Here is a 26677-nt window from a genome sequence, read left to right on the forward strand (position 1 = left end):
AGGTGACATACATGAGCATCAAAGCTGAAGAAATCAGTGTCTTGATTAAACAGCAGATTGAGAATTATGAATCTGAGATGAAAGTTAGCGACGTTGGTACGGTTATTACAATTGGTGACGGTATCGCGCGTGCTCATGGCCTCGACAACGTCATGGCTGGAGAGCTTTTAGAATTCTCAACTGGTGTGTTAGGTATGGCACAAAACTTGGAAGCGAATAACGTTGGTATCGTTATCCTTGGACCATACACAGACATCAAAGAAGGCGATGAAGTACGTCGTACAGGCCGTATTATGGAAGTTCCTGTTGGTAAAGAATTGATTGGCCGCGTAGTCAATCCACTTGGCCAACCAGTTGACGGACAAGGTCCTATCGCAACTACAAAATCTCGTCCAATCGAAAGTCCTGCACAAGGGGTTATGGCACGTAAATCTGTTCATGAACCACTTCAAACAGGTATTAAAGCGATTGACGCTCTTGTACCAATCGGGCGTGGACAACGTGAGTTAATCATCGGTGACCGCCAAACAGGTAAAACATCTGTTGCGATTGATACAATCCTTAACCAAGCAGACCAAGATATGATTTGTATCTACGTAGCAATCGGTCAAAAAGAATCGACTGTTCGTAATGTAGTAGAAACACTTCGTAAAAAAGGTGCTTTAGATTACACAATCGTTGTAACTGCATCTGCATCTGCTCCAGCTCCATTATTATACTTAGCTCCTTATGCTGGTGTAACAATGGCAGAAGAATTTATGTTCGAAGGTAAGCACGTATTAATCGTTTATGATGATTTATCTAAACAAGCTGCTGCATACCGTGAACTTTCATTACTTCTTAAACGTCCTCCAGGTCGTGAAGCATATCCAGGGGATGTATTCTACTTACACAGCCGTCTACTTGAGCGTGCTGCGAAGTTAAATGAAACATTAGGTGCAGGTTCAATCACTGCATTACCATTCGTTGAAACACAAGCTGGAGATATCTCTGCTTACATTCCAACAAACGTAATTTCTATTACGGATGGTCAAATCTTCTTACAATCTGATTTATTCTTCTCTGGTGTACGTCCAGCGATCAATGCTGGTTTATCCGTATCACGCGTAGGTGGATCAGCTCAAATTAAAGCAATGAAAAAAGTTGCCGGTACACTTCGTCTTGACTTAGCTGCATACCGTGAGCTTGAAGCATTCTCTCAATTTGGATCAGATTTAGATGCTGCAACACAAGCTAAACTTAATCGTGGTGTACGTACAGTAGAAGTATTAAAACAAGACTTGAACTCTCCTATTAAAGTAGAAAAACAAGTTATTATTTTATACGCTCTAACACGTGGCCATTTAGATGATATTCCAGTTAAAGATATTTCTCGTTTTGAGGCTGAACTTAGTAGCTGGTTAGATTCAAACCACACAAACGTTTTAGATCATATTCGCACGACAAAAGATCTTCCTTCAGAAGAGGATTTAAACAATGCAATCTCTGCATTCAAGAAAACTTTTGCTATATCTGAATAATATCTTTGTCTAAGAGAAAAAAACAATAAGGTGGTGAAATACCAGTGGCATCTTTACGCGACATTAAAAATAAAATTACGTCAACTAAGAAAACAAGTCAGATAACAAAAGCTATGCAAATGGTTTCTGCTTCTAAATTGAACCGTGCGGAGGAAAATGCGAAAGCATACGTTCCTTACATGTCTAAAATGCAAGAGGTAGTAGGCTCCATTGCTTCAGGAACAAGTGATAGTGGACATCCAATGTTAACTCATCGACCTGTAAAGAAAACTGCATATATCGTCATTACTTCTGATCGTGGTTTAGCAGGGGCATATAACAGTAATGTTATACGTGCTGTTGCGAATGCTATTACTGAACGCCATGCTTCAAAGGATGAGTATGTAATTTTTGCAATTGGACGCATGGGACGTGACTTCTTCGTAAAACGTGGTTCAAACGTAATTGGAGAAGTGATAGGGTTACCAGACCAACCTTCTTTTTCGCATGTTAAAGAAATAGCGCGCAAAGCTGTTGGTATGTTCACGGATGGTACATATGATGAACTTTATATGTACTATAACCACTTTGTAAGTGCCATCTCCAGTGAGGTAACTGAGAAAAAGGTGCTACCGCTTACGGATATTGCAGCAGAAACTACAGGCTCAACTGCTTCTTATGAATTCGAACCTTCTAGTGAGGCGATTTTAGAAGTACTTCTTCCACAATATGCGGAAAGCCTAATTTTTGGTGCATTACTCGACGGTAAAGCAAGTGAACATGCTTCTCGTATGTCTGCTATGAAATCTGCAACAGACAACGCAACTGATTTGATTAGTAACTTAACGTTAGTATATAACCGAGCACGTCAAGCTGCGATTACGCAAGAAATTACGGAAATTGTCGGCGGTGCATCGGCTCTAGAATAGGTAAAGAAAGAAAGTAAGACAGGAGGGAACAGTAGTGAACAAAGGACAAGTACTACAAGTAATGGGTCCAGTTGTTGACGTTAAGTTTGACAACGGCCACTTACCAGCTATCTATAATGCATTAACTGTAGCGATTGAACGTCCAAATGAAGCTCCTACTACATTAACTTTAGAAGTAGCTTTACACTTAGGTGATGACTCAGTTCGTACAATTGCGATGTCATCTACTGATGGACTTAAACGTGGTGCAGAGGTATTAGATGCTGGCGCAGCAATTTCTGTTCCAGTTGGTAACGTAACTTTAGGACGTGTATTCAACGTTCTTGGTGAAGTAATTGACTTAGGAGAAGAAATTTCTACTGCTGAGCGTCGTGACCCAATTCACCGTCAAGCACCAACATTTGAAAACCTTTCAACTGAAGTTGAAATTCTTGAAACAGGTATCAAAGTAGTAGACCTTTTAGCTCCATACATTAAAGGTGGTAAAATCGGTCTGTTCGGTGGTGCCGGAGTAGGGAAAACAGTTCTTATCCAAGAACTTATCAATAACATTGCTCAAGAGCATGGCGGTATCTCAGTATTCGCTGGTGTTGGAGAGCGTACGCGTGAAGGAAATGACTTATTCCACGAGATGAGCGATTCTGGCGTTATTAAGAAAACAGCAATGGTATTCGGTCAAATGAATGAGCCACCAGGAGCACGTATGCGTGTTGCACTAACTGGTCTTACAATGGCTGAATATTTCCGTGATGAACAAGGTGCAGACGTACTTTTATTCATCGATAATATCTTCCGTTTCACACAAGCAGGTTCTGAGGTATCAGCACTTTTAGGTCGTATGCCTTCAGCAGCTGGTTACCAACCAACACTTGCTACAGAAATGGGTGCACTTCAAGAGCGTATCACGTCAACTAATACAGGTTCTGTTACATCTATCCAAGCGATCTATGTACCAGCCGATGACTATACGGATCCAGCTCCTGCAACAACATTCGCTCACTTAGATGCAACAACAAACTTAGAGCGTAAATTATCTGAGATGGGTATCTATCCAGCGGTAGATCCATTAGCTTCTTCTTCTCGTGCGCTTTCTCCTGAAGTAGTAGGACAAGAGCATTACGAAGTAGCACGTCAAGTACAATATACTTTACAACGCTACAGAGAGCTTCAAGATATTATTGCGATCCTAGGTATGGATGAATTAGGAGACGAGGATAAGGTTGTAGTTAACCGTGCTCGCCGTATTCAGTTCTACCTATCTCAAAACTTCCATGTTGCTGAACAATTTACAGGTCAAAAAGGTTCTTATGTTCCTGTTAAAGAAACTGTTGAAGGCTTCAAACAGATTCTTGAAGGAAAATATGACCATTTACCAGAGGATGCATTCCGTTTAGTTGGACGTATCGAAGAAGTTGTGGAAAAAGCGAAAAGCATGGGCGTAGAAGTATAATAAATCGGACCTGGAGGTAAAAATATGAAGACAGTTTCAGTCAATATTGTCACTCCCGACGGCCCGGTATACGATTCTGAAATAGACATGATTATCGCTAAAACAGCATCGGGTGAAATCGGTATTTTACCTGGCCATATTCCAATGGTTGCACCACTTGAAATTGGTTCGGTTAAATTGAAAAAAGATGGTAAATCAGAATTTGTAGCAGTGAGTGGCGGATTTATTGAGGTTCGTCCTGAAAAGGTTACAATCTTGGCTCAATCCGCTGAAATTGCTTCAAGTATAGATTTAGCTCGTGCTCAAGAAGCGAAGAAACGTGCAGAAGAACTACTTCAAAGTAAACAAGAATCAGTTGATTTTAATCGTGCTGAACTTGCTTTGAAGAGAGCGCTTAATCGTATCAACGCTTATGAGGGTAGATTATAATTGTTTTTTTGATAAAACGGGCAGAGATTATTTCTGTCCGTTTTTTCTTTCTTGACTGTTAAGAATGTACTTGCTTTGCTAAGTGTTTTTCCTAATTTGAGGGTCTTTAAACTTTATGGTCAGATTTGGGAGCTTTGAATTTCTTGCTATAAAAAGTGGGAGATTTTACAGTAATTTGACGAGGGTATTTTTGAAACGACAAAAACATAAACATGTTAATTGTTTTGTTGAGCAGTACATCGTTCTAGGAAGGCTTTCGTTTTTAAAAACTGGAGGGAAAATAATGGGTCTTTTGACTTCAGAGCAAGCTGTTATCGCTATATTAGCTAATATCTTTTTTATCGGTATTTCTTTTTATGCATTACAAGCTCTTATGGTGGACAAATTTATTAAAAAGAATCATGTATTTCAAGCCCAGCTTTTCTTTATTTTGGTAAGTATTATGTTAGGCTCGACAGTAGCTAATTTCTTTTTAAATTTAACTTCCTGGTCTAACCAATTACAGTACTTATTTTAGTAGAAGATCCTGCATGCTCATGCAAATTATGGACAAGTTTGTATGAGCATGTAGAATCTCCTCATATTTCCTGGGAAATATGCTGTCGAATATGTTTATTACATAACATGTGGGGTAATTTATAAATATCTACACGAAAAGACTGGGTATTACGTATAATAGACTAAGAAAATTTACCAAAAGAGGACAAGAAAATAGGGTTTTCGGTGCTTGTATATAGTCGAAATACGTTGTATGATGATATTGTTTTGAAATAACAAAAAACAACACCATACATATTTCTTTTATATATTAGCTTAAGAGGATTATGAACGCGGAGGGAACTAAGTGGATAAAATTGTTGTTAAAGGCGGCCAAAGGTTAAAAGGTAACGTACGGGTCGAGGGTGCTAAAAATGCAGTATTACCTGTACTTGCAGCAGCTTTGCTCGCGACAAAAGGGAAAAATGTGATTAAAGATGTACCAACACTTGCAGATGTTTTGACGATAAATGAAGTATTAAAAAGTTTAAATACAGAAATCAAATATAGCCCAGAGCACAACGAAGTAATTATTGACTCACAGCAAAGACTATCAAGTGAAGCACAATTCGAATATGTGCGCAAAATGAGAGCGTCAATCCTTGTTATGGGTCCAATTCTTGCGCGCAATGGTTTTGCTCGAGTAGCTCTTCCTGGGGGCTGTGCTATTGGTTCAAGACCTATTGACCAACATTTAAAGGGCTTTGAAGCAATGGGTGCAGAGATTTCATTTGGTCATGGATTTGTAGAAGCGAAAACTGTTGGACGTTTAAAAGGTGCTAAAATTTATTTAGATGTACCTAGTGTGGGCGCTACAGAAAATATTATGACTGCAGCAGCTTTAGCTGAAGGAACAACGATTATCGAAAATGCTGCTAAAGAACCGGAAATCGTAGACTTAGCAAACTTTATCAATGAAATGGGCGGTAAAGTAAAAGGTGCTGGTACTGATACTATTCGTATCGAGGGAGTCGAAGAACTTCATGGCACTGAGCATCACATTATTCCAGATCGTATTGAAGCTGGTACTTTCATGGTTGCAGCAGCCATCACAAAAGGCGATGTATTAATTGAAAATGCAGTACCAGAGCATATGACAGCTCTAATATCTAAAATGCAAGAGATGGGTGTGGAAATTACTGAAGAGAACCAAGGGCTACGTGTGCGTTCTAAAGGAAACTTGAAATCAGTAGACATCAAAACTATGCCACATCCAGGTTTTCCTACAGATATGCAATCGCAAATGATGGCATTGATGATGACAGCCTATGGTACCGGTATCATTACGGAAACTGTATTTGAGAACAGATTTATGCATGTGGAAGAGTTTAGACGTATGAACGGAAACATGAAAATCGAAGGTCGCTCTGTCATGATGGATTCCCCATCTAACCTTCAAGGTGCAGAGGTAGCAGCTACAGATCTTCGTGCAGCGGCAGCTCTAATCATTGCAGGTCTAGTTGCAGAAGGCGTAACTCGTGTAACTGAACTTTACCATTTAGATCGTGGATACGTTGATTTTGACAAAAAGCTAGCAGCTTTAGGTGCAGACATCGAACGTATTGGAACAGAAAACACAGAAAAAGCAGTTCAACTCGTTTAATAATATATGTAAAGCACAATACACCTATTCGTGTATTGTGCTTTTTTTGATGTAATTTTTCACGCTGTTTTTAGGCGTTTTAAGAGTGAAAATTAACATTTTAGTATAAATGCTCATCTATAAGATTAAATAGCCTCTAAGGGGCTAAAATAGTGTATAAAGGCTACTTAAATATAAAGATTCAAATAGATTCTTATAGCATTCCATAAATTTAATAAGAATTCATGTCCATATACTATTGGTTAAATGGATGATTTCAGAAATGATAGAGTATAAACACTTTCCTATTACTCATCTGTATGACAAGAGATAGATCAAGCAGCTTTTCTATAGCTTGTCCGTCATTAGATTCTTTGTAGCTGCATATATTACCCCTATGAAACAAAACATTCTCTTAGTAATCGTATGCATCTGCCTTATGTTATTACCTTTTTTATTGATCAAAGACAGAGTGAAAGAAAAAGCTGCACCAGAAGTCGTACCGGAAACTGAAGTTGACTGTCCAATAGAAATTGAGGTGAAAGGGGTAAAGGAAAAAATTCCTCTAGAAACGTATGTATTAGGAGTAGTTGCCGCTGAAATGCCAATCACATTCCATGAAGAAGCATTGAAGGCGCAGTCTATTGCTGCTAGGACCTATGTTTTAAGAGAAACCGATTACGGAGCAAAGTCAATCGACAAGACGGTACAGAAGCAAGTGTATGTTGGTCCAGAGGAGAGAAAAAAGCGTTGGGGTGCGTCCTTTGAGGAATACGAAAAGAAGCTTCAAAAAATCGTAGCTTCTACAGAGGGAGAAATTATTATTTATAAGGATCAGTTAATCACTGCAATGTTTTTTTCAACAAGCAATGGGCAAACAGAAAGCGCGGAGAATTATAGCGGATATGCAATTCCCTATTTAGTATCAGTGCCGAGTGAAAAGGAAGAGCAATTCTCAAATAAAATGAAACAGAAATTTGAATTTACGAGTAAAGAATGGTCGGACACGTTTAAGATGAAGTGGTCTAATAATATTGGGGGTACTGTCAAAATAGCACGGACAGACTCCAATCGAGTAAAGTCAGTAGAAATGAACGGCAAAAGTTGGACAGGCAGAGAAATTAGAACTTTACTTGGATTACCCTCTACTGATTTTTCAATAGCTTTTCAAAATGATAAAGTTGTAGTGGAAACTATTGGATATGGGCACGGAGTAGGAATGAGCCAGTATGGAGCTGAGGTAATGGCTAACAATTCTGCGAAGGCTCATGATATTTTATTGCATTATTATACAGGAACCGAAATAAAAAGTTTTTCTCCATGTTTAAAATCTCCTTAATATGCCAACAATGCAATTAGAGGTGATGAAAATGAGAGAAGAACAATCTAAAAAGCCTTCTCAGAAGAAGAGTAACAGCCCGAAAAAACCTTGGTTTTGGCCACTAGTATATGCAGGTTTTTCGGTAGCATTTGTTGGAATGATTTGGGGTTATAATGTATATGTCAGCGATGATTCTGCAGAAGAATCCGAGTGGACCGATGCAAGTAATCCAGACAAAGTAACAATTGAAACGAACGCTAAAGCAGAATCTATGAAATACCCTTTCAAAGAAGCTATGCTAGATAACGTTGAAATTGTTCAGCACTACTATGATATGGAAGCAGACGAAGCGACTCGTGAGAAATCTCTACTTGTTTTTGATCAAACTTACGTAGCTAGCACAGGAGTTTCCCTAACTATGAAGAACGAGCCATTTGAAGTTGTTGCAGCATTAAGCGGAAAAGTAGAAGAAGTAAATCTTGATCCATTTGTAGGTGACGAAATCGTAATCTCTCATGCAAATGGTATGCTAACAAAATATCGCTCTGTCACTGGCATTCTAGTAAAAGCAGGAGATGTAGTGGAACAAGGACAATCCCTTGCAACTGCAGCGGAAAATGAGTGGAATCCTACTGCTGGAATCCATCTTCAATTTGAAGTATTAGAAAACGGAGTCCTTGTAAATCCGGAATCATATCTAGCATTTTAATTCATATTAGCCCTTCGCTATGCATAAAGTGGTGAAAAGTGTTCCTTTACTAACGAAAGGAAGAGTTGGTGCACGAAACGATTCGTCATAGATGCATACGTTTGGGTGAAATGGTAATTGAAACAAAGAAAACAGTTCGCGCTATTGCGAGCAAAACAGGTCATTCCAAAAGCACCGTACACAAAGACTTAACCGAAAGACTCCACCTTGTGGATCCAGTGCTGGCTAAGGAAGTCAAAGAAATCCTTGCTTACCATAAGTCAGTCAGACACCTACGAGGCGGAGAAGCTACGAAGCAAAAATGGAGGACCAAAAAGGAAGATAGGTAAGGTCGTGAAATATATTATTTCACGGCCTTTTCTTATATCCGAAATAATTCGTTGTCTGAGTAGTATGAGTAAGTCTTTACAGAATATACATAGGTCAATAAAAATAAATTAGCACTAGGAAAAGCCTATTTTAAAAGAGAGAGCACAAGATAGGAAGGGCATTCTATTCACAGGAAAAGGACACTTTAGTGGGTGAATAAAGAACAACAAACTACAAATGGGATCAGGTATTCAAATAGCGTGAAGAGTGTTTGATGTTGTGTTTGGTTGATTAGGAGGCTGCAATTCAAGTTAAAAAGGAAGATTCTTTGACTAAAAAGTTGTATTGACTCTAGAAGGTATGAAACACTGCTTGTATAACGAAGTCCAACGTTAGGATCCCTAGGGAGGGAACTATTGCTAGGAAAGCTCTTATGGACAATTAATCCCCTTACATATGGTAACTAATTGTGATACTTGAAAAAATCCGTAGCTCAGGAATAGTCTTTCAAGAACACACAAAATAATTCGTAACTATCAACTGAGATACTCCTATATCTAACAGTATTCAAACAGACAGCTTCCTTCTCAACTTCACCTCTAAAGTCACAACATAAAAATGAGCGTACTGACCTATAGAAGAATCGGGATAATAGTTTATAATTCGTCAAAAATTTCTAATTTCTTCATAATTTTTTCCAAAATACTCTTCAAAAAAACTGTTTTTATGACAAAACTATGATAAAATTAGAAGTTAGATACATTACGGAGTTTACAAACAAAAGTTATAGCAAGGAAGGGGAAACACTGGTAATGTTTGCAAAGGATATAGGAATAGATTTAGGAACAGCAAATGTATTGATTCACGTGAAGGGAAAAGGGATTGTGTTAAACGAACCTTCAGTGGTCGCTTTAGATAGAAATACGAATAAAGTACTAGCAGTCGGAGAAGAAGCTCGACAAATGCTAGGTAGAACCCCAGGAAATATAGTGGCTATTCGCCCGTTAAAAGATGGAGTAATTGCGGATTTTGATGTGACAGAAGCTATGCTTAAGCATTTCATTAATAAATTAAACGTAAAGGGATTCTTATCGAAGCCACGAATTTTAATTTGCTGTCCGACAAACATTACAAGTGTGGAGCAAAAGGCCATTCGAGAAGCTGCGGAGAAATCTGGTGGTAAAAAGGTTTATTTAGAAGAAGAACCTAAAGTTGCAGCAATCGGAGCAGGGATGGATATCTTCCAACCAAGCGGGAATATGGTTGTAGACATAGGTGGGGGCACAACTGATGTTGCTGTTCTATCTATGGGTGATATAGTTACCTCGGAGTCTATTAAGGTAGCAGGAGATGTGTTTGATAACGATATTCTTCAATATATCAAAAAAGAGTACAAGCTTCTAATCGGTGAACGAACAGCTGAGAATATAAAGATTGAGATTGGAACTGTTTTTCCAAACAGTCGTCATGAAGAGATGGATATCCGTGGGCGAGACATGGTTTCAGGTCTGCCAAGAACGATTACTATTAAATCTGATGAAATCGAACACGCGTTAAGAGAGTCTGTATCTGTCATAGTACAAGCTGCCAAAAATGTGTTAGAAAAAACACCGCCTGAGTTGTCCGCAGATATTATTGACCGTGGCGTTATTATCACTGGTGGCGGTGCGCTACTACATGGTATGGATAGTCTGTTGATGGAAGAATTAAAGGTTCCTGTGTTTATTGCGGAACAACCGATGGATTGTGTGGCTATTGGCACTGGAATTATGCTAGATAATATCGATAAAATAAGTAGAAGATAAGAGTGGAGGCTTCATCATGTTTCGTGGATTTAATACTGTAGCATCTGGGATGATTGCTCAACAGCGTAGAACCGAGCTGCTAACTAATAATATGGCTAATGCGAATACACCAGGCTTTAAGGCTGATCAGTCTACCATTCGTTCTTTTCCAGATATGCTGATGTCACGTCTAGGGCCAGCTAAAATTCCTACGGAGAATCCGATCAGTGGGAAAAAACTGTCAACTGTCGGTGGAATTAGTACAGGCGTTTATATGTCAGAAACCGTTGCTCTGCAAACACAGGGGCAGCTTCAGCAAACAGGCTTGAACACTGATATAGCTTTAATCGATGGAGTACTTCCAGTGGATGCAGAATCAGGGCAATCAGGTGCGCTATTTTTCCGTTTAGAACACCCAACTGAGGGAGAAGCATATACACGTAACGGAAACTTCACATTGGACGCTTCAGGTTTTTTAACGAATGCAAGTGGACTATATCTTTTAGATGATGCAGGCCAACGTATTCAATTGCAAAATGATGATTTCCGTGTAGGGGATAATGGCCAAGTTTTTGTGGATGACGTAGCGGTTGCTCAGCTAGGGGTTTCATATGCTGCTAATCCGGATCGTTTATTGAAGCAGGATAATGGTTTATATAGAACGGAAGATGGCACGGAGCTACCATCCGCGTATAATACTGGTGATGTGAGCTTTGCTATGCAACAGGGCTATATTGAAGGATCAAATGTAGACAGTGCGAAAACAATGACAGAGCTTATGTCAGCATATAGAACATTTGAAGCCAATCAAAAAATTCTACAAGCATACGATCAGAGCATGCAGAAAGCTGTCAACGAGGTTGGTCGTGTTAACTAATTACCAAGGAGGTGTGGTTGAATGTTACGCACAATGATAACAGCAACAAACACAATGTCCCAATTGCAAAATCAACTGGATATTATAGGGAATAATCTTTCCAATTCAAATACCCATGGATATAAGTCAAAAGAAGTAAAATTCCAAGAATTACTTTATCAGCAATTTAATAACGATAAATTAGATAAAACAGAGAGACAATCACCTGTTGGGATACGCTATGGAGTGGGAGCAGCACTTGCACAGTCTCAAATGAACTGGAAGCAAGGGAGCATCCAGTCTACTGGCAGAGATCTAGACTTTGCTTTTCAGGAGCCTAAGCAATATTTTCAAATCATTATGCCCGACGGACAAAATGGAGAAAAAACTGCATACACTCGTCAAGGAGCTTTCTATGTTTCTCCAATAGAAAATGGACAAATGATGCTTGTTAACGGAGATGGTTATCCTGTTTCCGACTCACAGGGACAGGCTATTACGATTCCTGAGGGAGCTTCTAGCTTTTCTGTAAATGAAAGAGGAGTGCTAACTGCAACATATCCTGATGGTACTACAGCACAAAGAGAGTTAGCTGTTTCCGTTTTGCAAAAGCCACAATTCATGGAACACTTGTCTGCGACATATATTGTAATGCCCGAGAATTTAGATGAGTTAGGTGCAAATGCTGAGGATGTAATGACCGACCTTCAAGGAGCAGACAGAGAAGAAATTTCCTTGAGCAATCAGGTTTTAGAAATGTCTAATGTAGATGTTTCCAAAGAAATGACCGATTTAATGACAACGCAGCGTCAGTATCAGTTTAGTGCTCGTTCTATTACAATCGCCGATCAAATGATGGGCTTGATCAATGGAATTCGCTAGTAAGGAGTTATTTTAATGACGGAAGAAGTAAAGGCTTCTAGCCGACAACAGCGTAGGTTAGAAAAAGAAGAAGTAAATAAGAAAGAAACGGTAGACAATACCAAACCAACCAAGTGGGTACAAATTCGTATGTTTCCTATATGGCTGCGTATACTAATTGTTATTGCTCTTTTTTGCATATCTGCAATAGCTGGACTAATGATTGGCTATGGGGTTATAGGTGATGGTGAGCCGAAGGATGCGCTAAAATGGGAAACGTACCAACATATAATTGATATAAAAGACGGTAAATAATTGGAGGACGATTCCATGCTAACAACGGAGCAATTACAAGCTATTTTGCCTCATCGATATCCATTTTTAATGGTTGATCGTATTCTAGAAATTGAAGAAGGTAAACGAGCAGTTGGATTAAAAAATGTAACAATTAATGAAGAATTTTTTAATGGTCACTTTCCTGGCTATCCAGTAATGCCGGGCGTTCTTATTGTGGAAGCGTTGGCTCAAGTAGGAGCAGTGGCTGTGCTTCAAATTCCCGAAAATAAAGGAAGACTTGCTTTTTTTACAGGAATTGATAACTGTCGATTTAAAAAACAGGTCAAACCAGGAGACCAGCTTAAACTGGAAGTTGAGCTTACTAAGCTCCGCGGACCAATGGGCAAAGGACATGGCATAGCTACTGTCGATGGAGAGCTTGTTTGTGAAACAGATATCCTGTTTGCATTAGGTCCAGTTGCAAACAACGACTAATAAATAGTATTATTCCACTTCTTTTAAAGTATATGCGAGTATGCTGAGCATTGAAAAAAGAGGTAATAATGCCATAGGATAGTTCCTTCTTTTCTTGGATAACCTATCGTAAGTCACGTGAAGAGTGTGATGACGATATCAAGAAAGGAGGAATTTTTATGTTGAAAAAAGTCGTTCCTACTGTGGCATTATGTTCGCTTTTACTCGTTGGATGTAATAATGATGAAGCAGTACCTTCAAACAATGAAACACCAATGGGGGAATTAAACAACGGTAATCGTGTAATTACTCCATCTCCTGATGAGAACACTGGTAATAACGGAGCTGGAACTACTAATGGTGGTATGAATGAAGGCACAAACGGTAAGAATGATATGAATGGTCTTAACGATGATCTGAACAATGGTCTTAACAATGGTGATAATAATGATTTAAATGGAAATATGGATCATTCAAACATGGATGAACGTACATTTGTAGATGAGCCAGAGGTTAATGGAAATAAAGATAAATAGTCCCTTTCTGTAACTTATGGAGCGTTTTTAAATTTGAAATGGTTGATCAAACAAAAAATAGGCAACTTCTTGTATTGTAAACAAGAAGTTGCCTATTTCTTTAGGCATTAGTCAGTATGCCTATATCAATTTTCTTTGTCTTTCTTTAAGGAAGGACGCGTTTTCATATCCTTTTCGAATTGTGTCAACAATTCTTCTCCAATTAATCCATCCTCAATAAGTTCAGCAAGTAACGATTCAGCGTATTTTCTACGTGCACGCTTTAATGTTCCGCGAAGTAACACGGAAAGATGATCTCCTATTTTCTTAACGGAGTAGGTTGCCACTTCAAAATGTGCAGGCTCATTCTCGGGGTAAGAGATAACGACCTTAGCATTAAATAATTCATTGGATGTTTTTAATTCATTAAAGAAATCCTCATGTTTTTGATCAATAAATAATTCTAAAATCCAAGAACGACTTGTATTTTCTTGATTAATTACTATGCCATCCTCTAGTAAAATCGGCATTTCATCATTATTGCGGATAAGGGACACGGATATCATTTTAAATGTTTTCATATACAATCCACCTTTTAGTAGGACTAATTAATCTTCATTATAGCATAGGGATTCTATGGAAAAAAATAAATGTGAAAATGCCAATTTCTTATTTTTGATTTCAATGAATGCGGTAAGATGAGGAATATTCTTGAAAACAAATAACATTATTTCATTTTGACCCGGAAAAACGAGCCAAAATGAAATAACTGCGCTTTGCCAACAAATTTTCAAAGGCTTATGATATGGCTAATGAAAGGGAGGTGACAGATTGAATACAGTTTCGATAATTGGAAGAATGACGAAGGCTCCACAGCTGAAGCACTTATCTGAGGGGAGAGTGCAAACAGGATTTGTTGTTGCAGTGAGTAAGGGCTATAAGAGCGAAGAAGCTAATTTCGTGCTTTGCACAATTTGGGGGAAACTAGCTGAAACCACGGTAAAGTACTGTGGAAAGGGCTCTTTAGTAGGAATCACTGGCCGCTTGAACACAAGATCTTATGAAAAAGGGGAAGGCATAAGAGTATTTGTAACAGAGGTTATTGTGGAGGATATCAGATTTTTAGCTACCAAAAGTCGCGACGAAACCGAACAAACTAGAGAGGAAAATAAGCAAGTAGAAAGTGATTTTGAATTTCCAGCAGAACAAATAAAAAAACTTCCAGTGTAAAATTTTGAATGGCCGCAACCATCCAAATGATACAAGAGAGAAAAAACCTGACCAGAATATGGCCAGGTTTTTGTTAACAAGATATCAGTTAGATTGAAAGAGTAAGCAAATCCTTTAGATCTGCATCCGACATTTCTGTAATCCATTGACTAGAGTGGATCAGTTCTTCAGACAATGCTTGCTTCTGTTCAAGAAGTTTGTCTATTTTTTCTTCAATTGTACCGATAGTTATGAACTTATGGACATGGACGAAATTAGTTTGACCGATACGATAAGCTCTGTCAGTTGCCTGGTTTTCGACTGCAGGGTTCCACCATCTATCCGCATGCAGCACGTGGCTTGCGGCAGTAAGGTTCAAACCAGTTCCACCAGCCTTTAAGGAAAGAAGGAATACAGGGAATTCCTTTGCCTGAAACGCCTCTACTAAATGGTCACGCTGATTTTTTGGCATGCTTCCTGTCAAGAAAGGAGCATCTATATCGAACAGCTCAGTCAGGCAATGCTGCAGCAAATGACCCATTCCGATATACTGTGTAAATATCAGACATTGCTCACCACGAGCAGCAATTTCTCCAGCGAGTGTCACAATACGAGCAAGCTTCTCAGAGCGTTCAAGCATATCTTCTGCATCATCAAAAGGCTCCTTCAGATAAAGGGCCGGGTGATTACATAGTTGTTTTAGCTTGCTAAGCATTTTGAGAATAAGCCCCTTTTTCTCAAAGCCGGTTAGTGTATCAAGCTTGCTAACGGTTTCTTGAATAAGGGATTCATATAACGCTGCTTGCTCGGTAGTTAAACCACAATACTCGCGTTGCTCCAATTTTTCTGGAAGGTTTAACAACAATTCTGGATCCTGCTTGGTTCTTCTTAATAAGAACGGCTGAATTTTGACCCGGAGTTTATGCTTAACCGAGTCAGAGTTATCTCGCTCAATCGGCGCGATATAATTTTCCTGGAATTTACGGAAGGAACCCAAATAACCTTTATGAATAAAGTCGAAGATAGACCAAAGCTCGGACAATCTATTTTCAACCGGTGTTCCAGTTAAAGCAATATGATGCTTGCCTGTAAGCTTGCGAATCGCACGAGATTGCTTTGTATGCATATTTTTAATGTTTTGAGCCTCATCGAGAGTTATACTAGCCCATTCTAAATCCTCTAATGCTTCAATGTCCTGCATTGCTGTACCAAAGGTTGTGATTACTACGTCAGCTTCTTTATCAATTTCTCGGGTTCGCGCTGTGCCATAATGTGTTTGGACATTTAAAGAAGGAGCAAATTTAGCCAGCTCTTTCTGCCAGTTTCCAAGCACGGAGGTTGGACAAATGATCAAAGAAGGCGTTGTTTGTTCACCGCTTTCATGGACATGAAGTAGATATGCGATTAATTGGACTGTCTTACCAAGACCCATATCATCAGCTAAGCAGGAGCCAAATTTTTCATTTCGCATAAATACAAGCCAGTCTAAGCCCAGCTGCTGATATGGTCGAAGAGTCGTCAACAGATTGGATGAGACCTCCACAGTGGGATAACCTTTTTTCTCAGACAGCTGTTCCATCAATACTTTAAGAGATTGCTGCATTTCAAATTGGAATAATGGATCCTCATCAGATTGCTCATCATCATCGATAGCTAAAGCAATTTCCTCCGGGATTTCTCGGAATAAAAGCTCCTTCACGGTCCAATTTTCATCCTCGGACTGCTTCATCAGTTCTCGAATTTGATGCATCCACGCAGCATCTATTCGGAACCACTCATTGCCTGCCTGTATATATGATCGATTTTCAGTGACCATTTTTTGAAAATCCTCAGCTGAAATTTCCTGACCGTTTAAAGAAAAACTCCAGTTAAATTGGAGGATTTCATTTAAGCCAGCGGCGGTTTTATAAGTATTGGCAGTCTTTGCAACAGTCTTAACACGCATTTTAGATTCTTTCAAGCTCTTCAGCCAAGATGGCAGAACAACCTCGAAACCAAGAGCCTGCAGTTTGATCAGGTCATCACGTAAAAAACGTCGCACTTCTTCATCGGTTAATGGAGAGGAGAAGAAGGTCGACAGTTCTACGGCATCTATCGAGGAGACTAGGGAAAAGATTTTTGCCTGAGTTTCTTCGATATAGGTGTTATATTCATTCCATTTATCAGGAAGAGCCTGCTTAATAGGCAATACTTTTTTTCGGAAGGATGGCGTCCAGTATACACTGCTTTTCTTCCCGCGAACGACTGTTTCTAATAACCAGGTGTCATCAAATTCATCCGGCTCGGACAGGCGCAATGCTACTAACAGATTTGGATGGGTCGATTGCGATTTTAGGGGCCAGCCGCCTTGATGAAAGAAAGGAATGAGGGCGGGTAGGTCCTCCATCGTAAGCCCTGCCTGAAAAAGCTTTTGCTTGATAGCATTTTCAACTAGCTGCTTTCCTTTGTCCTCTATGGGAGCAGACAACTCTAAATTGTCTTCCTGTAATTCGACTGTCTTCCAAAGATCAGGTGAATTCCAAACACTTCCTGCTTCTTTAAAGGTTTTAAGCCATTGAAGCGAGGGCTCGGTAGCACCAGAGAATGTGATGAAGGGATGAGCTTCAGATGAAAAGAGTTCAATGACTTCTACTGGAGAAGCTATTAATACGTCATCCTCAACTTGTGCGTTAAGACCAAAAAAGCTTTCTCTATGATTTAAGTAGAGCGTCTCCACCCATTTTTCGATAGGCGCATCATTACATGATAGAAGAAAGCTTCCATTTGCTGCTTGATCGATATACAAGGAAAATTCTTTTGTAATAGATAAAGGTTTATTCATAATGGCAGGTTTCCTTTCTCTATTTCTTGTTGTAAGGCACGAAGACGGCGATACTTTTCACGAATACTTTCCACATAAGCATTCCAGTAATCAATTTCGTTTGCTTTCTTCGCAACCTGTTTCATTTTCTTCCAAATACGAACAGCTTGCTTATAGCTATATCTGTTTTTTTCTTGGATAAACCTCATGGCATAATGGTGGTAAAGCGGAAGAAGGACCTCTGGTGCCTCATCCTTCACTATAGATAATCCACAGGACTCAGCATATTCAAGAGATGAGTTGGCAGATTGGTGCAATGCCATCCATTCCCTATAACGTTTTTGTTCGATTAGTAAGTTGGAGTATGATTGGATTCCATATAAACCGAATGATTGATACAGTTTTTCCAGTTCCTCCGTTTTTAAACTTACTTGGTTGAATAGCAATTCTAATCTTCTAATGAGCATGACTCGAGAAGGGTTTTGCATGACTTCATTTAAATAATAAGAAATGTGAGGTAGTAATTTTCTAGCTAGCTCGTTAACTAATTCCTTGTTGGAGGAATGAATGGCCTTTTCACAAACCTCCACCCACTCCAAGAGCTGATCCTTCTCCATATGCTCAGCAGAATCTAATAGCTCATCCATCATTGACAAGGTGAGGTAAAAGTATGGAAGTACCATATTTAACGGGATTCCGTCCTCTTCAATGGTCAGCTCTTGAAGATATTTGACTTCCTGCATTCGTGCTGCTTTATCTGTTACTAAAGCTTCCCAGCAGGCTAAATATACGTGCTTCCGATAACGAACAAGGCCTTCCTCTTCAAAGTAAAAGGACCGTGCGTTTTCCATCATTTGATCGAAAAAGGGGTCCGCTGCAAACATTTTAGGCTTTGCAGCAAGCTGGGACAGGCTATCATCAATATCCTCTATATAATCATTTAAAAACTGGTAAACGCGATTACGCATATTAGTATCGTTGTATTCAATTAAATAAGGCCATGCGCGTGTTAGTATGGCCAGATTGACATATACATCAAAGATAGGTTGCCACTCACGTTCAAATGGTCGAGATTTGCGAACCTGGGCCTTCAAGTCGTGAATAGCAAATTCTAAAAGATAAAAGCTTGTTGGCGGATAGCTGGAGATAAACTTTCTAAAAAAGTTATCCACTAGCATATCCCAGCTTTTGGGACTACGTTCATCTCGAAGTAGAGATAGCTGTAGGTGGTCTATGTTAGCTTTCCACTCCGAGATCCAAGTGGATAGGGAGTTGTTTTGTTGATATAAATAAAAAACCGCTGCGACGATATGTCTACATGGCTTCTGCATTTGGCAAGGGCAATGGATCAGGTCAACCATTGGCAAGTATCGTACCTCGATGTTAGTTACATCTCTAACCACAAAATCAATTCGATTGTCCTTTAGTGAATAATTTGCAATTGAAACCGCGCCATTACGCACAAAAAAGGTCGCTCTTCGAACAAGCTCCTCATCTTCCGTAACAGTAGGGTTAAGTTTCTCTTCAATCGTCCGCATGGACGCATCTATATATTGGTTATAATGATTGGCTAATTTTTGATACGAAGTTAGGTTCAAACAAATCTCTCCTAATGAAAAAAGGCTTTCCTTCCATTATACGTTTAATCCTGCTCGAATAAAAGCCAGAGGAGTGTAAAAGTGATTCACGAAAATAAAAAGCCTTACCTATGCTGATCATAAGTAAGGATTTTAATCTTTTTTTAATAAGCCTTTTATGTATCGTTTAAGTTCCTTTTCCTCTTTGGAAACTGATTTAATATCCATTACAAGAAGACGAAACTCTTTATAGGATGCAAGTGGGGTAACATATTCCTCCTGAAATGCTTCTATATACTTTGATCGACTTTCACGCGCCTCCAAGCCAGGATTCTTACTTTTAGAAGGCTTATCCTCCAGCATATTTAGAAAATCGTCATTCGAGATCGCATACACCTCTTTAATTTTCATAAGTAAGTCAATGGGAATGGCTAAGTCACCCTTTTCGTATTTAGACAAAACTGAATGGTCAATGCCTATTCTTCTCGCTGCTTCCATTTGAGTAATATCTAATTGTTCTCGATAAGCACGGAGATGCTCGTAAAATGCCATATAATTACCTCCTTTACAATGCAACAAGAATATCGAAAAGATAGGATTAAACTGTAATAATCGCCAAATTGGAGATATTTATTAAAAGAGCGGATAAATATAGTATATAAAGCTTATAGGACAATTTACATAAGAAAGGAGTGGGGAGTAGTAGAAAGAATTCAATTGCATATACCTTTTTTATTAGAATCTCTGGACATTTATTCGAAAAATGGATTCAATCATGTCAAGGTAATAGGAGTAAAGGCGCGGAACATAAAATACATTGTGGAAAGTCCTATAAACAATTTAAAGCACATACCGTTAATCGTTTCAGAGTACTACAGTATATACGATCTACAGCTTGATTTTGAAAAAAATATGCTTCAATTTTATATTAAAAGCGTGAGAGAAGCATCGAAGGAAGAGATCCTGCAAAGGGTGTTTGAAGCTATTTTAATTGAATACAGTCCTAAAAAATACGGTTTCTTTACAAGTCCAAGAGAAAAAGGAAGAGCAGAAAGTGCATTGCAAATTAAATAGAAATATTTTAATGGCGAATGCATATTGCGTTCGCTTTTTTGATTTTAAGAAAGTATATTCTCTTTTTTGATTATTTGTCTATCTTGAAGGGTATTTCCTCATAAGAAAAAAATAGAAAGCTCGACTATAGAACCGGAACTTGGCTCCCTCTCCTATAGTGGAAATTAACTATCATTTATTCTAAGATTCGCTGTTTTAAATTTGAATAGAGAAGCCTATACCTACAAGGATATGAATGCGTTTTTTTGGATAAATACACTACACGAAAAATGTAGAATATGATATACTGATATAAATCAGAAAATTCAAAAAGGACAGGAGGGGATATGGAATGTTACTTGTACAATTAATGAAGCCTTTTTATACTCAGCTCGAGGGAGATAGGATAAAGCTTGTTTTTGCCTATCAATACTTTTCCTTGCGCAAGGACGACGAGCTATTTGATTTTATTCCTGTAGAAGGAAAAGAGATAATAGTCAACGCTAACTCGTTACAAGTCGAAAACCTGTCCGAGGTATTTGTCTTTCAAAAAGGAAACCGATTTATACGACTTCCTTTATACCAACTCCTACTAGTCTCTGATATTCATGTGCATTTACAAACAATTATTAATTCAAACAATAATGTAGAAGAATCTAGCTCGATGCTATTGGAAGGAACAAAAGAGATTATTAAACAATTGGAAAAAGAGAATTTTGAACGTATGATAGATTATGCATTACTTCATAAAGACGCAGCACTATTCAAAGAACTACAACAATATAAAGACACATACGGAGGACACCATGTGGACTAATTTTTCAACATAAAAAACACCTTACGAAAAGATTATTTCGAAGGTGTTTTTTATATGAACAAAAAGTTAAAAGGAAGTAAAATAGTAAAGGAAAAAGATAAACGCACTTGAGCCGAGCACCCCAAACAAAATATCCTCCCAACTGAAACCAAATTTAGTCATTTTCATGCCTACCCTCACCTCTTTTCTGTTTAATAGATAAGTCGGAATTAAGTCTATAAAGGTTACAGCTAATATATTACAGGTGCCAGGCACCTGTAATATATTAGCTGTAATAAAAAAAAATTTATCTATTGATATTTTTGTGGGATGAGTCGATATAAAGGTTAAATAGATGGGGTGGGGGTGGAGAGATGCTAGGCAAGTGGAATGCGACTGGTTTGAATATTCTTCGTAATATGAATAACCAATGGGCGATTGCTAATCGGTCGATGGAACGTCTATCTTCTGGCTATCGTATTAACCGTGCAGCGGATGATCCTGCGGGTTTAGCGATTTCTGAAAAGATGCGAGCTCAGATTAGAGGCCTTGGGCAGGCAGCACGTAATATTCAGGATGGTATATCATTGTTGCAGACGGCGGAAGGTGCACTAAATGAAACGCACGCTATTTTGCAACGGATGAGGGAATTGGGTGTGCAGGCGGCTAATGATACGCTGACGGACAATGACCGTGATTTGCTTAATATCGAGTTTGAGGAATTGAAGAAAGAAGTAAATCGAATTTCTAAGGATACTAATTTCAATACAAAGACATTATTGGATGGCACTCAAACCTCCATCAAAATTCAGGCAGGTGCAAACTCAGGGCAATCTATCGAGCTTAACATTGGGAATATGTCTGGTGATAGCATAGGGTTAAAAGATCTCTCGATATCAACAAGAGAGAAAGCAGATGCTGCGATAGCTGGCATGGATGAAGCCATTAAGCAGGTGTCTCGAGAGCGTTCCAAAATGGGTGCCTATACTAATAGGCTGGAGCACGCTTATAATAACGCAGTTAATATGGAAGAGAACTTAACAGCTGCTGAATCTCGCATAAGAGATGCGGATATAGCTAAAGAGATGATGACACTCGCTAAAGCAAATATTTTAATGCAGGCCGGTCAATATGTTTTAAGCTTGCATATGCAGCAGGCTCAATCCGTACTACAGCTACTAAAAAGTTAACTCATTCTAACAATCGTGAATTGAAATTTTCACGGTTGTTTTATTTTGCTGAGTAGTTAAATGCATTTATGTTGTAATAAAATTGAATTTTTATATTGCCAAATATATAAACTTTTTAGCATTTCATATTTTTTTAAGTTAAGATAGGTTTATAGCATATGGGAAGTGGGAATTAGTTATGAAGAAAGTCTCTGGATTAACTACATTTTTATTAATAATAGGACTGCTGTTTGCTCCTATTTTAACATTGGCTGCCCCTATTGATGAGGTCAGGCAAGTAATAGAAGAAAATTATAAAGGGGAGCTTCCAACCAATTTAATGGAACTAAGCTCTATTGATGCTATCATCGAGCAGCTCGACCCTTACTCAACCTATTTTACAAAGGAAGAGTTTAAGAGATATACAGACTCTATTAATAATACAACAACAGGTATTGGGGTTGTTATAGAAGAACACGAGATGGGTATCCAAGTAGTGAGCACATTCGAAGGAACTGCAGCAATGGAAGCTGGAATTGAATCAGGAGATATTATTATATCTATAGACGGGACATCGACTGAGAAAATGTCTGTGCAGCAGGCTTCTACCCTGATCACAGGAAAGGCTGATACAAAGGTTAACATAGAAGTTTTGAAATCAACGGACCAAAAGAAAACATACATATTAACGAGAAAAAACTTTAGTGTCCCGGTAGTTACACACAAGCTTTTAAATGAGGGAGTAGGTTATATTGGTGTCAATTCCTTTTCTGAGGATGGTGCATCCCTGGTAATTTCGGCAAAGGAGGAGCTAGCGAGGAAAGGTGCAACCTCCTATATTTTAGACCTTCGTAACAATGGCGGAGGTTTTGTTAAAACCGCAGAGGAGCTAATTGGTTTATTTCCGAACAGTCCATACGCGTATATGCTTATGATGAAGAATCAGGTTGGTCTTGTTGAATCTATTTCGCAAAAGGCATTGTTTCCAAAGGATACAAAGGTGCTTGTGAATGGATATAGCGCGAGTGCATCTGAAATGACGGCAGCAGCGCTCTTGGACCAGAAGTCAGCCAAGCTTTATGGTCAAAAGACTTATGGGAAAGGCTCCATGCAATCGTTCTATCAGTTAACGGACGGCTCATATTTGAAGCTGACAATCGCGGAGTTTGCAGGTCCTAAAGGCAGCTCTGTGAATAAAACCGGAGTGAAGCCTCAAGTAGTTACTGAAGAAGGTATGGAGCTAGAAAAAGCACATTTAGACGCAATTCTTGAAAATTATCAAACATATAAGAAAATGCCGGCCATAAAAAACGTGATGACCAATAAACAGTTTACTATTACATTTTCTAAAACGATTCAACTGAATGACAAAGAGAGAGTTGAATTGATTAAATTGGGTGAGACAGAGGGAACTCCAGTCACAATAGAGCAAAAGTCAGCAAAACAATTAAAAGTCATACCAAAAGCAGCATTAGAAAGAGGAGCAGCATACCTCCTACTCATCCACCCAACCTTCCAGTCAAACAAAGACACTAAGATGGAAAAAGGTGCATATGTCGAGGTGACTGTTCAACCATAAAGGGGGAACACCTAGTGTTTTTTGAATTTAGATTTTGGAAATATCTTTTTCATCAACAAGAATTAGCAATGTCATTAAAGGATTCGACCATGCGCGACTTTAAAGGACGCGTATGGTTCGTTGTATTATGCGGGGTGCTTCTGTTTGCCCTTCGAGACGTTTGGGGAATGCATACAGAAGGACTTACCTCCCTATTTGCAAAAGGATTTGGAGAAACATATGTGATTGCTAGAATCGTTTCCCTTATAGGAGCTATTCTTTGGTCGCTTATTTATATCGCATTTTATTTTTTCGGGATTTCATACATACTTCATAAACTAACGAACGTGGACTTAGCAAAGATTGCTGTATTACAGCTTTTTGTAGTGAGTCTGCTGTTAATGGAAAAAGCATTTGTTTTTATTTTATATTCATTAGTTGGATATACAACAGACTTTTCGGTCCTATCATTTGGTCCGATGGCAGCCTTATTTTTAAGCAATAAGTTTTTTATATACTTTTTTAATGAATTAAGCCTAGTTACAGGTTTAATTGTTGCTCTTCAATATCAGTTTCTACGTATCTACACAGACTTGTCGGGTCGTAATCTAATAATTATTTTAATAGCAATCCCGGTAGTGCTGGCTTTGCTAGTTGCAGGGTTCGAGATCCTTCCTATTGAAAAATGGATAGAAGGGGGGCAAGCAGCATGAACAAGTGGCTAGTAATCGGAATTTCTATCATTGTATCTACCTTTGTTGCGGCTAATGCAATTCTACTGTTCTCGGATAAGAGTGAAATTGCGAGATCGTATTATTTAAAGGATCACGAGAGAGTGAACACGAATACATATGCTAAAGAATTAGAGAAAGAATCCGTTGTTGTACCTACAGATGAAATAACCGTGACAGTCGATGCTGAACAAGTAAGTAACATCATGGTAAAAGAAGGAGAAGAAATAGCAGCAGATTCGGAGCTTGCACAATTAAAGCAAGACTCCGCTGAAGAGCAACGAGCGATTTGGGAAACAGAAATACAGGCTTATATGCAGGAGCAAAGCCAGCTGCAACAAATTATTGGAAACCTTGAGTCGGAGAAATCTAGCTCCCAGGGCAGTTACTCTGATACAGACACAACTACTAGCAATGAAGGCAACGACGTCACAGATGTGAATGTGCAAGTGGATGTTCAGCTTAAACAAGACGGAAGCTATGCCCAAGCTATTGCCGCAGCAGAGCAAAAGCTAGCTGATATAGAGCGCCAAATGCAAATCATTAACGCACAGCTCAGTCAGGAGACAGGAGCAGTCTCAGTCCTTAGCCCAATTGCAGGAACCATTGCATCTGTTGAAAATCTAGACGGTAAATACAATATAAACATCTATTCACAGGAGAAGTCGCTACTTACCTTCGTTCCTGAAAAGGAATGGCATGAGTTAGAAAAGGATCAGCCAGTTCGAAACTACTCCTCACATAGTGAAACTGTGGTAGAAGGTGGCATTATAACGAAAAATCAAGTCCCGACTAACAGTTCTCCATGGCTGTCGGCCTACAAGCAATTCGACTCAAAAGCTGAGGAGCCACTATATGGGGTCATGATCCAACCAACTGGAGAGCCGGTAAATCTGCCATTTGCCGCAAATATGAACTCCGTTATTACAACTGCTCAAACAGACAATGCAGTAAAAATAAAATCTGATTGGCTGTTAAACCCTTCAAAGGAAAAAGCAGAGCTCTACATATTAACTGAAGAAGGAAAAATTGCCCGAACAAAAGTAACCATACCCTTCTATCTAGATAACTTTGCTATTCTTTCGGGACTTGAAAGTGGAATGATTGTCCTAGAAAAGGAGCCAAAAACAGATAAGGCACCAGCATTCCTACCATTTCCATTAGAATCACCATCCTGGAACAGTATAAAAGCAGTCAGCTGGAAAGATTATCTTAAATACCTAACGTACAAATAACTATATAGCAGTTAACTAAACAATTAAGAGGATATGATGTTCATTAGGGCATATATTCTCTTTTTTGTATTTTACAGTGTTTTAAAATGGTAGCTCGAAATAGGAAAACAAGGGCGGTCAATTGTAATAAGGAATATATTCAATCTAGTTGTACGCTTTCCACTGAGGGAGCGTTAAGTCATCACAACAGTCGCTTTCGCATCGTGTTCATGACACACACTTAACTAAAAAGAAAGCTCGAACATCTTGAGTGTTTAATTCGTCTTATAAATACTAAAGAATTACACGTTTTAAAGAAAGTTGCATATTTGCTAGAAAATATGTAAGCGAAGCTTAGCTGAATAAAGATTTGGAGGAAATCACTTGGAAAATGAGGAATGGGAAAAGCAAATGATAGAAGAATACGGCTGGTATATGGATATTATTTACGCTGAAGAATATGACCAAATTCACTCTAATTATCATACTCATGGAGTGAAAGAGAATTTTAATCATATTGATTTTCAAATCGTACTTAATATTGACCCAGAGGTTGCGAATGGTATTTTCTTAAATTTAATAGAGGACATCCGAAATGGGAAAATATTTGAAGAAAACAAAAAATACTCCGACATCATAGAGGGCTATAGAGTGGAATTTAAACAGTATAGAGAAATGGGACGGGATGTGTTAAGAGTCCTTTTGCCTGATGAAGGTGGAGTGTTGCCAACTGAAGAGAACTGTCACGAATTTTATAAAAGTCAGCTAGATGATTATGATTTTGACAGCGATGTTTAATATGGAAGAACGATAAAAAGATATGGGAAGCGGGAAAATTTGGTGTTAAAAACACTTATCAAAGGTAGTCATTAATAAATGAATTAGATAATAGAGAGGGCATAACATATTGTTTTATAGTTATGTCTTTTCTTATTTTGTTCCGGCTGGCGAAAACCCGAATACATAGAGGATGATTCTCTTAACATATTACCATTATTTCGATATACTAAGGTTTAACCTAAATGAAAGCAAGGCGAAT

General features: G+C 38.6%; 27 protein-coding genes. 23 read left to right on the top strand and 4 right to left on the bottom strand.

Translation table 11 applies throughout. The features are described from left to right. The first annotated feature begins 11 nt into the window (after positions 1-11). The 15 genes from atpA to ACQKNZ_RS03390 all read left to right on the top strand — a co-directional run bounded on the left by atpA (position 12) and on the right by ACQKNZ_RS03390 (position 13552). Positions 12-1520, top strand: a complete 1509-nt coding sequence (atpA, locus tag ACQKNZ_RS03320; protein WP_144540505.1) for a F0F1 ATP synthase subunit alpha — start codon at positions 12-14, stop codon at positions 1518-1520. Between the two features lie 44 nt (positions 1521-1564). Further along, positions 1565-2428, top strand: coding sequence for a F0F1 ATP synthase subunit gamma (locus ACQKNZ_RS03325; protein ID WP_144540502.1), 864 nt, complete (start codon positions 1565-1567; stop codon positions 2426-2428). Positions 2429-2462: 34 nt separating this feature from the next. Further along, positions 2463-3878, top strand: a complete 1416-nt coding sequence (gene atpD / locus ACQKNZ_RS03330) for a F0F1 ATP synthase subunit beta (RefSeq protein WP_144540500.1) — start codon at positions 2463-2465, stop codon at positions 3876-3878. 24 nt (positions 3879-3902) lie between these two features. After that, positions 3903-4307 (top strand): F0F1 ATP synthase subunit epsilon, encoded by a 405-nt coding sequence (locus ACQKNZ_RS03335; RefSeq protein WP_144540498.1) that lies wholly within the window; start codon positions 3903-3905, stop codon positions 4305-4307. A gap of 283 nt (positions 4308-4590) precedes the next feature. After that, complete coding sequence (locus tag ACQKNZ_RS03340) at positions 4591-4824, top strand: DUF1146 family protein (protein WP_144540496.1); 234 nt, start codon at positions 4591-4593, stop codon at positions 4822-4824. Between the two features lie 327 nt (positions 4825-5151). Further along, positions 5152-6447, top strand: a complete 1296-nt coding sequence (gene murA / locus ACQKNZ_RS03345; RefSeq protein ID WP_144540493.1) for a UDP-N-acetylglucosamine 1-carboxyvinyltransferase — start codon at positions 5152-5154, stop codon at positions 6445-6447. A gap of 418 nt (positions 6448-6865) precedes the next feature. Further along, the gene (spoIID, locus tag ACQKNZ_RS03350; protein WP_191696650.1) at positions 6866-7765 is read left to right on the top strand and encodes a stage II sporulation protein D; all 900 of its coding nucleotides are present in this window, start codon (positions 6866-6868) and stop codon (positions 7763-7765) included. Position 7766: 1 nt separating this feature from the next. Beyond that, positions 7767-8456, top strand: coding sequence for a M23 family metallopeptidase (locus tag ACQKNZ_RS03355; RefSeq protein WP_313955916.1), 690 nt, complete (start codon positions 7767-7769; stop codon positions 8454-8456). A gap of 68 nt (positions 8457-8524) precedes the next feature. Further along, positions 8525-8785 (top strand): sporulation transcriptional regulator SpoIIID, encoded by a 261-nt coding sequence (locus tag ACQKNZ_RS03360; RefSeq protein WP_144540588.1) that lies wholly within the window; start codon positions 8525-8527, stop codon positions 8783-8785. A 792-nt stretch (positions 8786-9577) separates the two neighbouring features. Further along, positions 9578-10570 (top strand): rod shape-determining protein, encoded by a 993-nt coding sequence (locus ACQKNZ_RS03365; protein ID WP_151113772.1) that lies wholly within the window; start codon positions 9578-9580, stop codon positions 10568-10570. Between the two features lie 16 nt (positions 10571-10586). Beyond that, complete coding sequence (locus ACQKNZ_RS03370) at positions 10587-11426, top strand: flagellar hook-basal body protein (RefSeq protein ID WP_427658132.1); 840 nt, start codon at positions 10587-10589, stop codon at positions 11424-11426. Positions 11427-11447: 21 nt separating this feature from the next. Further along, positions 11448-12287 carry a flagellar hook-basal body protein gene (locus ACQKNZ_RS03375; protein WP_144540487.1) on the top strand — a complete coding sequence of 280 codons (840 nt, stop codon included), beginning with the start codon at positions 11448-11450 and terminating at the stop codon, positions 12285-12287. A gap of 15 nt (positions 12288-12302) precedes the next feature. After that, on the top strand, positions 12303-12581 hold the full coding sequence (locus ACQKNZ_RS03380; RefSeq protein ID WP_427658134.1) for a DNA-directed RNA polymerase subunit beta: 279 nt from the start codon (positions 12303-12305) through the stop codon (positions 12579-12581). A gap of 15 nt (positions 12582-12596) precedes the next feature. Then, positions 12597-13037: a 3-hydroxyacyl-ACP dehydratase FabZ gene (gene fabZ / locus ACQKNZ_RS03385; protein ID WP_154311442.1), complete on the top strand. Its 441-nt coding sequence runs from the start codon at positions 12597-12599 to the stop codon at positions 13035-13037. 158 nt (positions 13038-13195) lie between these two features. Next, a complete protein-coding gene (locus tag ACQKNZ_RS03390) occupies positions 13196-13552 on the top strand; it encodes a hypothetical protein (protein WP_151111287.1) in 357 nt (118 codons plus the stop codon). Positions 13553-13677: 125 nt separating this feature from the next. Here ACQKNZ_RS03390 and ACQKNZ_RS03395 read toward each other — a convergent pair whose 3' ends face one another. Beyond that, positions 13678-14112, bottom strand: coding sequence for a YwpF family protein (locus ACQKNZ_RS03395; RefSeq protein WP_144540478.1), 435 nt, complete (start codon positions 14110-14112; stop codon positions 13678-13680). Positions 14113-14362: 250 nt separating this feature from the next. Between ACQKNZ_RS03395 and ACQKNZ_RS03400 the strand changes: the two genes are divergently transcribed. Further along, a complete protein-coding gene (locus tag ACQKNZ_RS03400) occupies positions 14363-14761 on the top strand; it encodes a single-stranded DNA-binding protein (protein ID WP_144540476.1) in 399 nt (132 codons plus the stop codon). An 88-nt stretch (positions 14762-14849) separates the two neighbouring features. Here ACQKNZ_RS03400 and ACQKNZ_RS03405 read toward each other — a convergent pair whose 3' ends face one another. The 3 genes from ACQKNZ_RS03405 to ACQKNZ_RS03415 all read right to left on the bottom strand — a co-directional run bounded on the left by ACQKNZ_RS03405 (position 14850) and on the right by ACQKNZ_RS03415 (position 19669). Continuing rightward, on the bottom strand, positions 14850-17561 hold the full coding sequence (locus tag ACQKNZ_RS03405; protein ID WP_427658138.1) for a DEAD/DEAH box helicase: 2712 nt from the start codon (positions 17559-17561) through the stop codon (positions 14850-14852). Then, entirely contained in the window at positions 17558-19138 is a 1581-nt protein-coding gene (locus tag ACQKNZ_RS03410; protein WP_427658140.1) for a hypothetical protein, read from the bottom strand. Before ACQKNZ_RS03410 ends, ACQKNZ_RS03405 begins: the two co-directional genes overlap by 4 nt. 132 nt (positions 19139-19270) lie before the next feature. After that, a complete protein-coding gene (locus ACQKNZ_RS03415) occupies positions 19271-19669 on the bottom strand; it encodes a helix-turn-helix domain-containing protein (RefSeq protein ID WP_151111281.1) in 399 nt (132 codons plus the stop codon). A gap of 267 nt (positions 19670-19936) precedes the next feature. Here ACQKNZ_RS03415 and ACQKNZ_RS03420 point away from each other — a divergent pair, with 267 nt between their 5' ends. The 7 genes from ACQKNZ_RS03420 (at position 19937) to ACQKNZ_RS03450 (ending at position 26436) form a co-directional block, all read left to right on the top strand. Next, complete coding sequence (locus tag ACQKNZ_RS03420; protein WP_427658142.1) at positions 19937-20191, top strand: hypothetical protein; 255 nt, start codon at positions 19937-19939, stop codon at positions 20189-20191. 331 nt (positions 20192-20522) lie between these two features. Next, a complete protein-coding gene (locus ACQKNZ_RS03425; protein ID WP_144540466.1) occupies positions 20523-20987 on the top strand; it encodes a transcriptional regulator in 465 nt (154 codons plus the stop codon). 353 nt (positions 20988-21340) lie between these two features. Beyond that, entirely contained in the window at positions 21341-22156 is an 816-nt protein-coding gene (locus ACQKNZ_RS03430) for a flagellin (RefSeq protein ID WP_340844156.1), read from the top strand. 178 nt (positions 22157-22334) lie between these two features. Continuing rightward, positions 22335-23714, top strand: a complete 1380-nt coding sequence (locus ACQKNZ_RS03435; protein WP_427658145.1) for a S41 family peptidase — start codon at positions 22335-22337, stop codon at positions 23712-23714. Positions 23715-23728: 14 nt separating this feature from the next. After that, positions 23729-24406: a hypothetical protein gene (locus ACQKNZ_RS03440; RefSeq protein WP_144540459.1), complete on the top strand. Its 678-nt coding sequence runs from the start codon at positions 23729-23731 to the stop codon at positions 24404-24406. Then, the gene (locus ACQKNZ_RS03445; RefSeq protein WP_191696643.1) at positions 24403-25659 is read left to right on the top strand and encodes a hypothetical protein; all 1257 of its coding nucleotides are present in this window, start codon (positions 24403-24405) and stop codon (positions 25657-25659) included. The genes ACQKNZ_RS03440 and ACQKNZ_RS03445 overlap by 4 nt, the downstream gene beginning before the upstream one ends. Before the next feature lie 363 nt (positions 25660-26022). Continuing rightward, complete coding sequence (locus ACQKNZ_RS03450) at positions 26023-26436, top strand: DUF4262 domain-containing protein (protein ID WP_427658147.1); 414 nt, start codon at positions 26023-26025, stop codon at positions 26434-26436. Positions 26437-26677 lie beyond the last annotated feature (241 nt).

It is taken from the genome of Psychrobacillus sp. NPDC093200 (assembly GCF_050280345.1).
Lineage (GTDB): Bacteria > Bacillota > Bacilli > Bacillales_A > Planococcaceae > Psychrobacillus > Psychrobacillus faecigallinarum.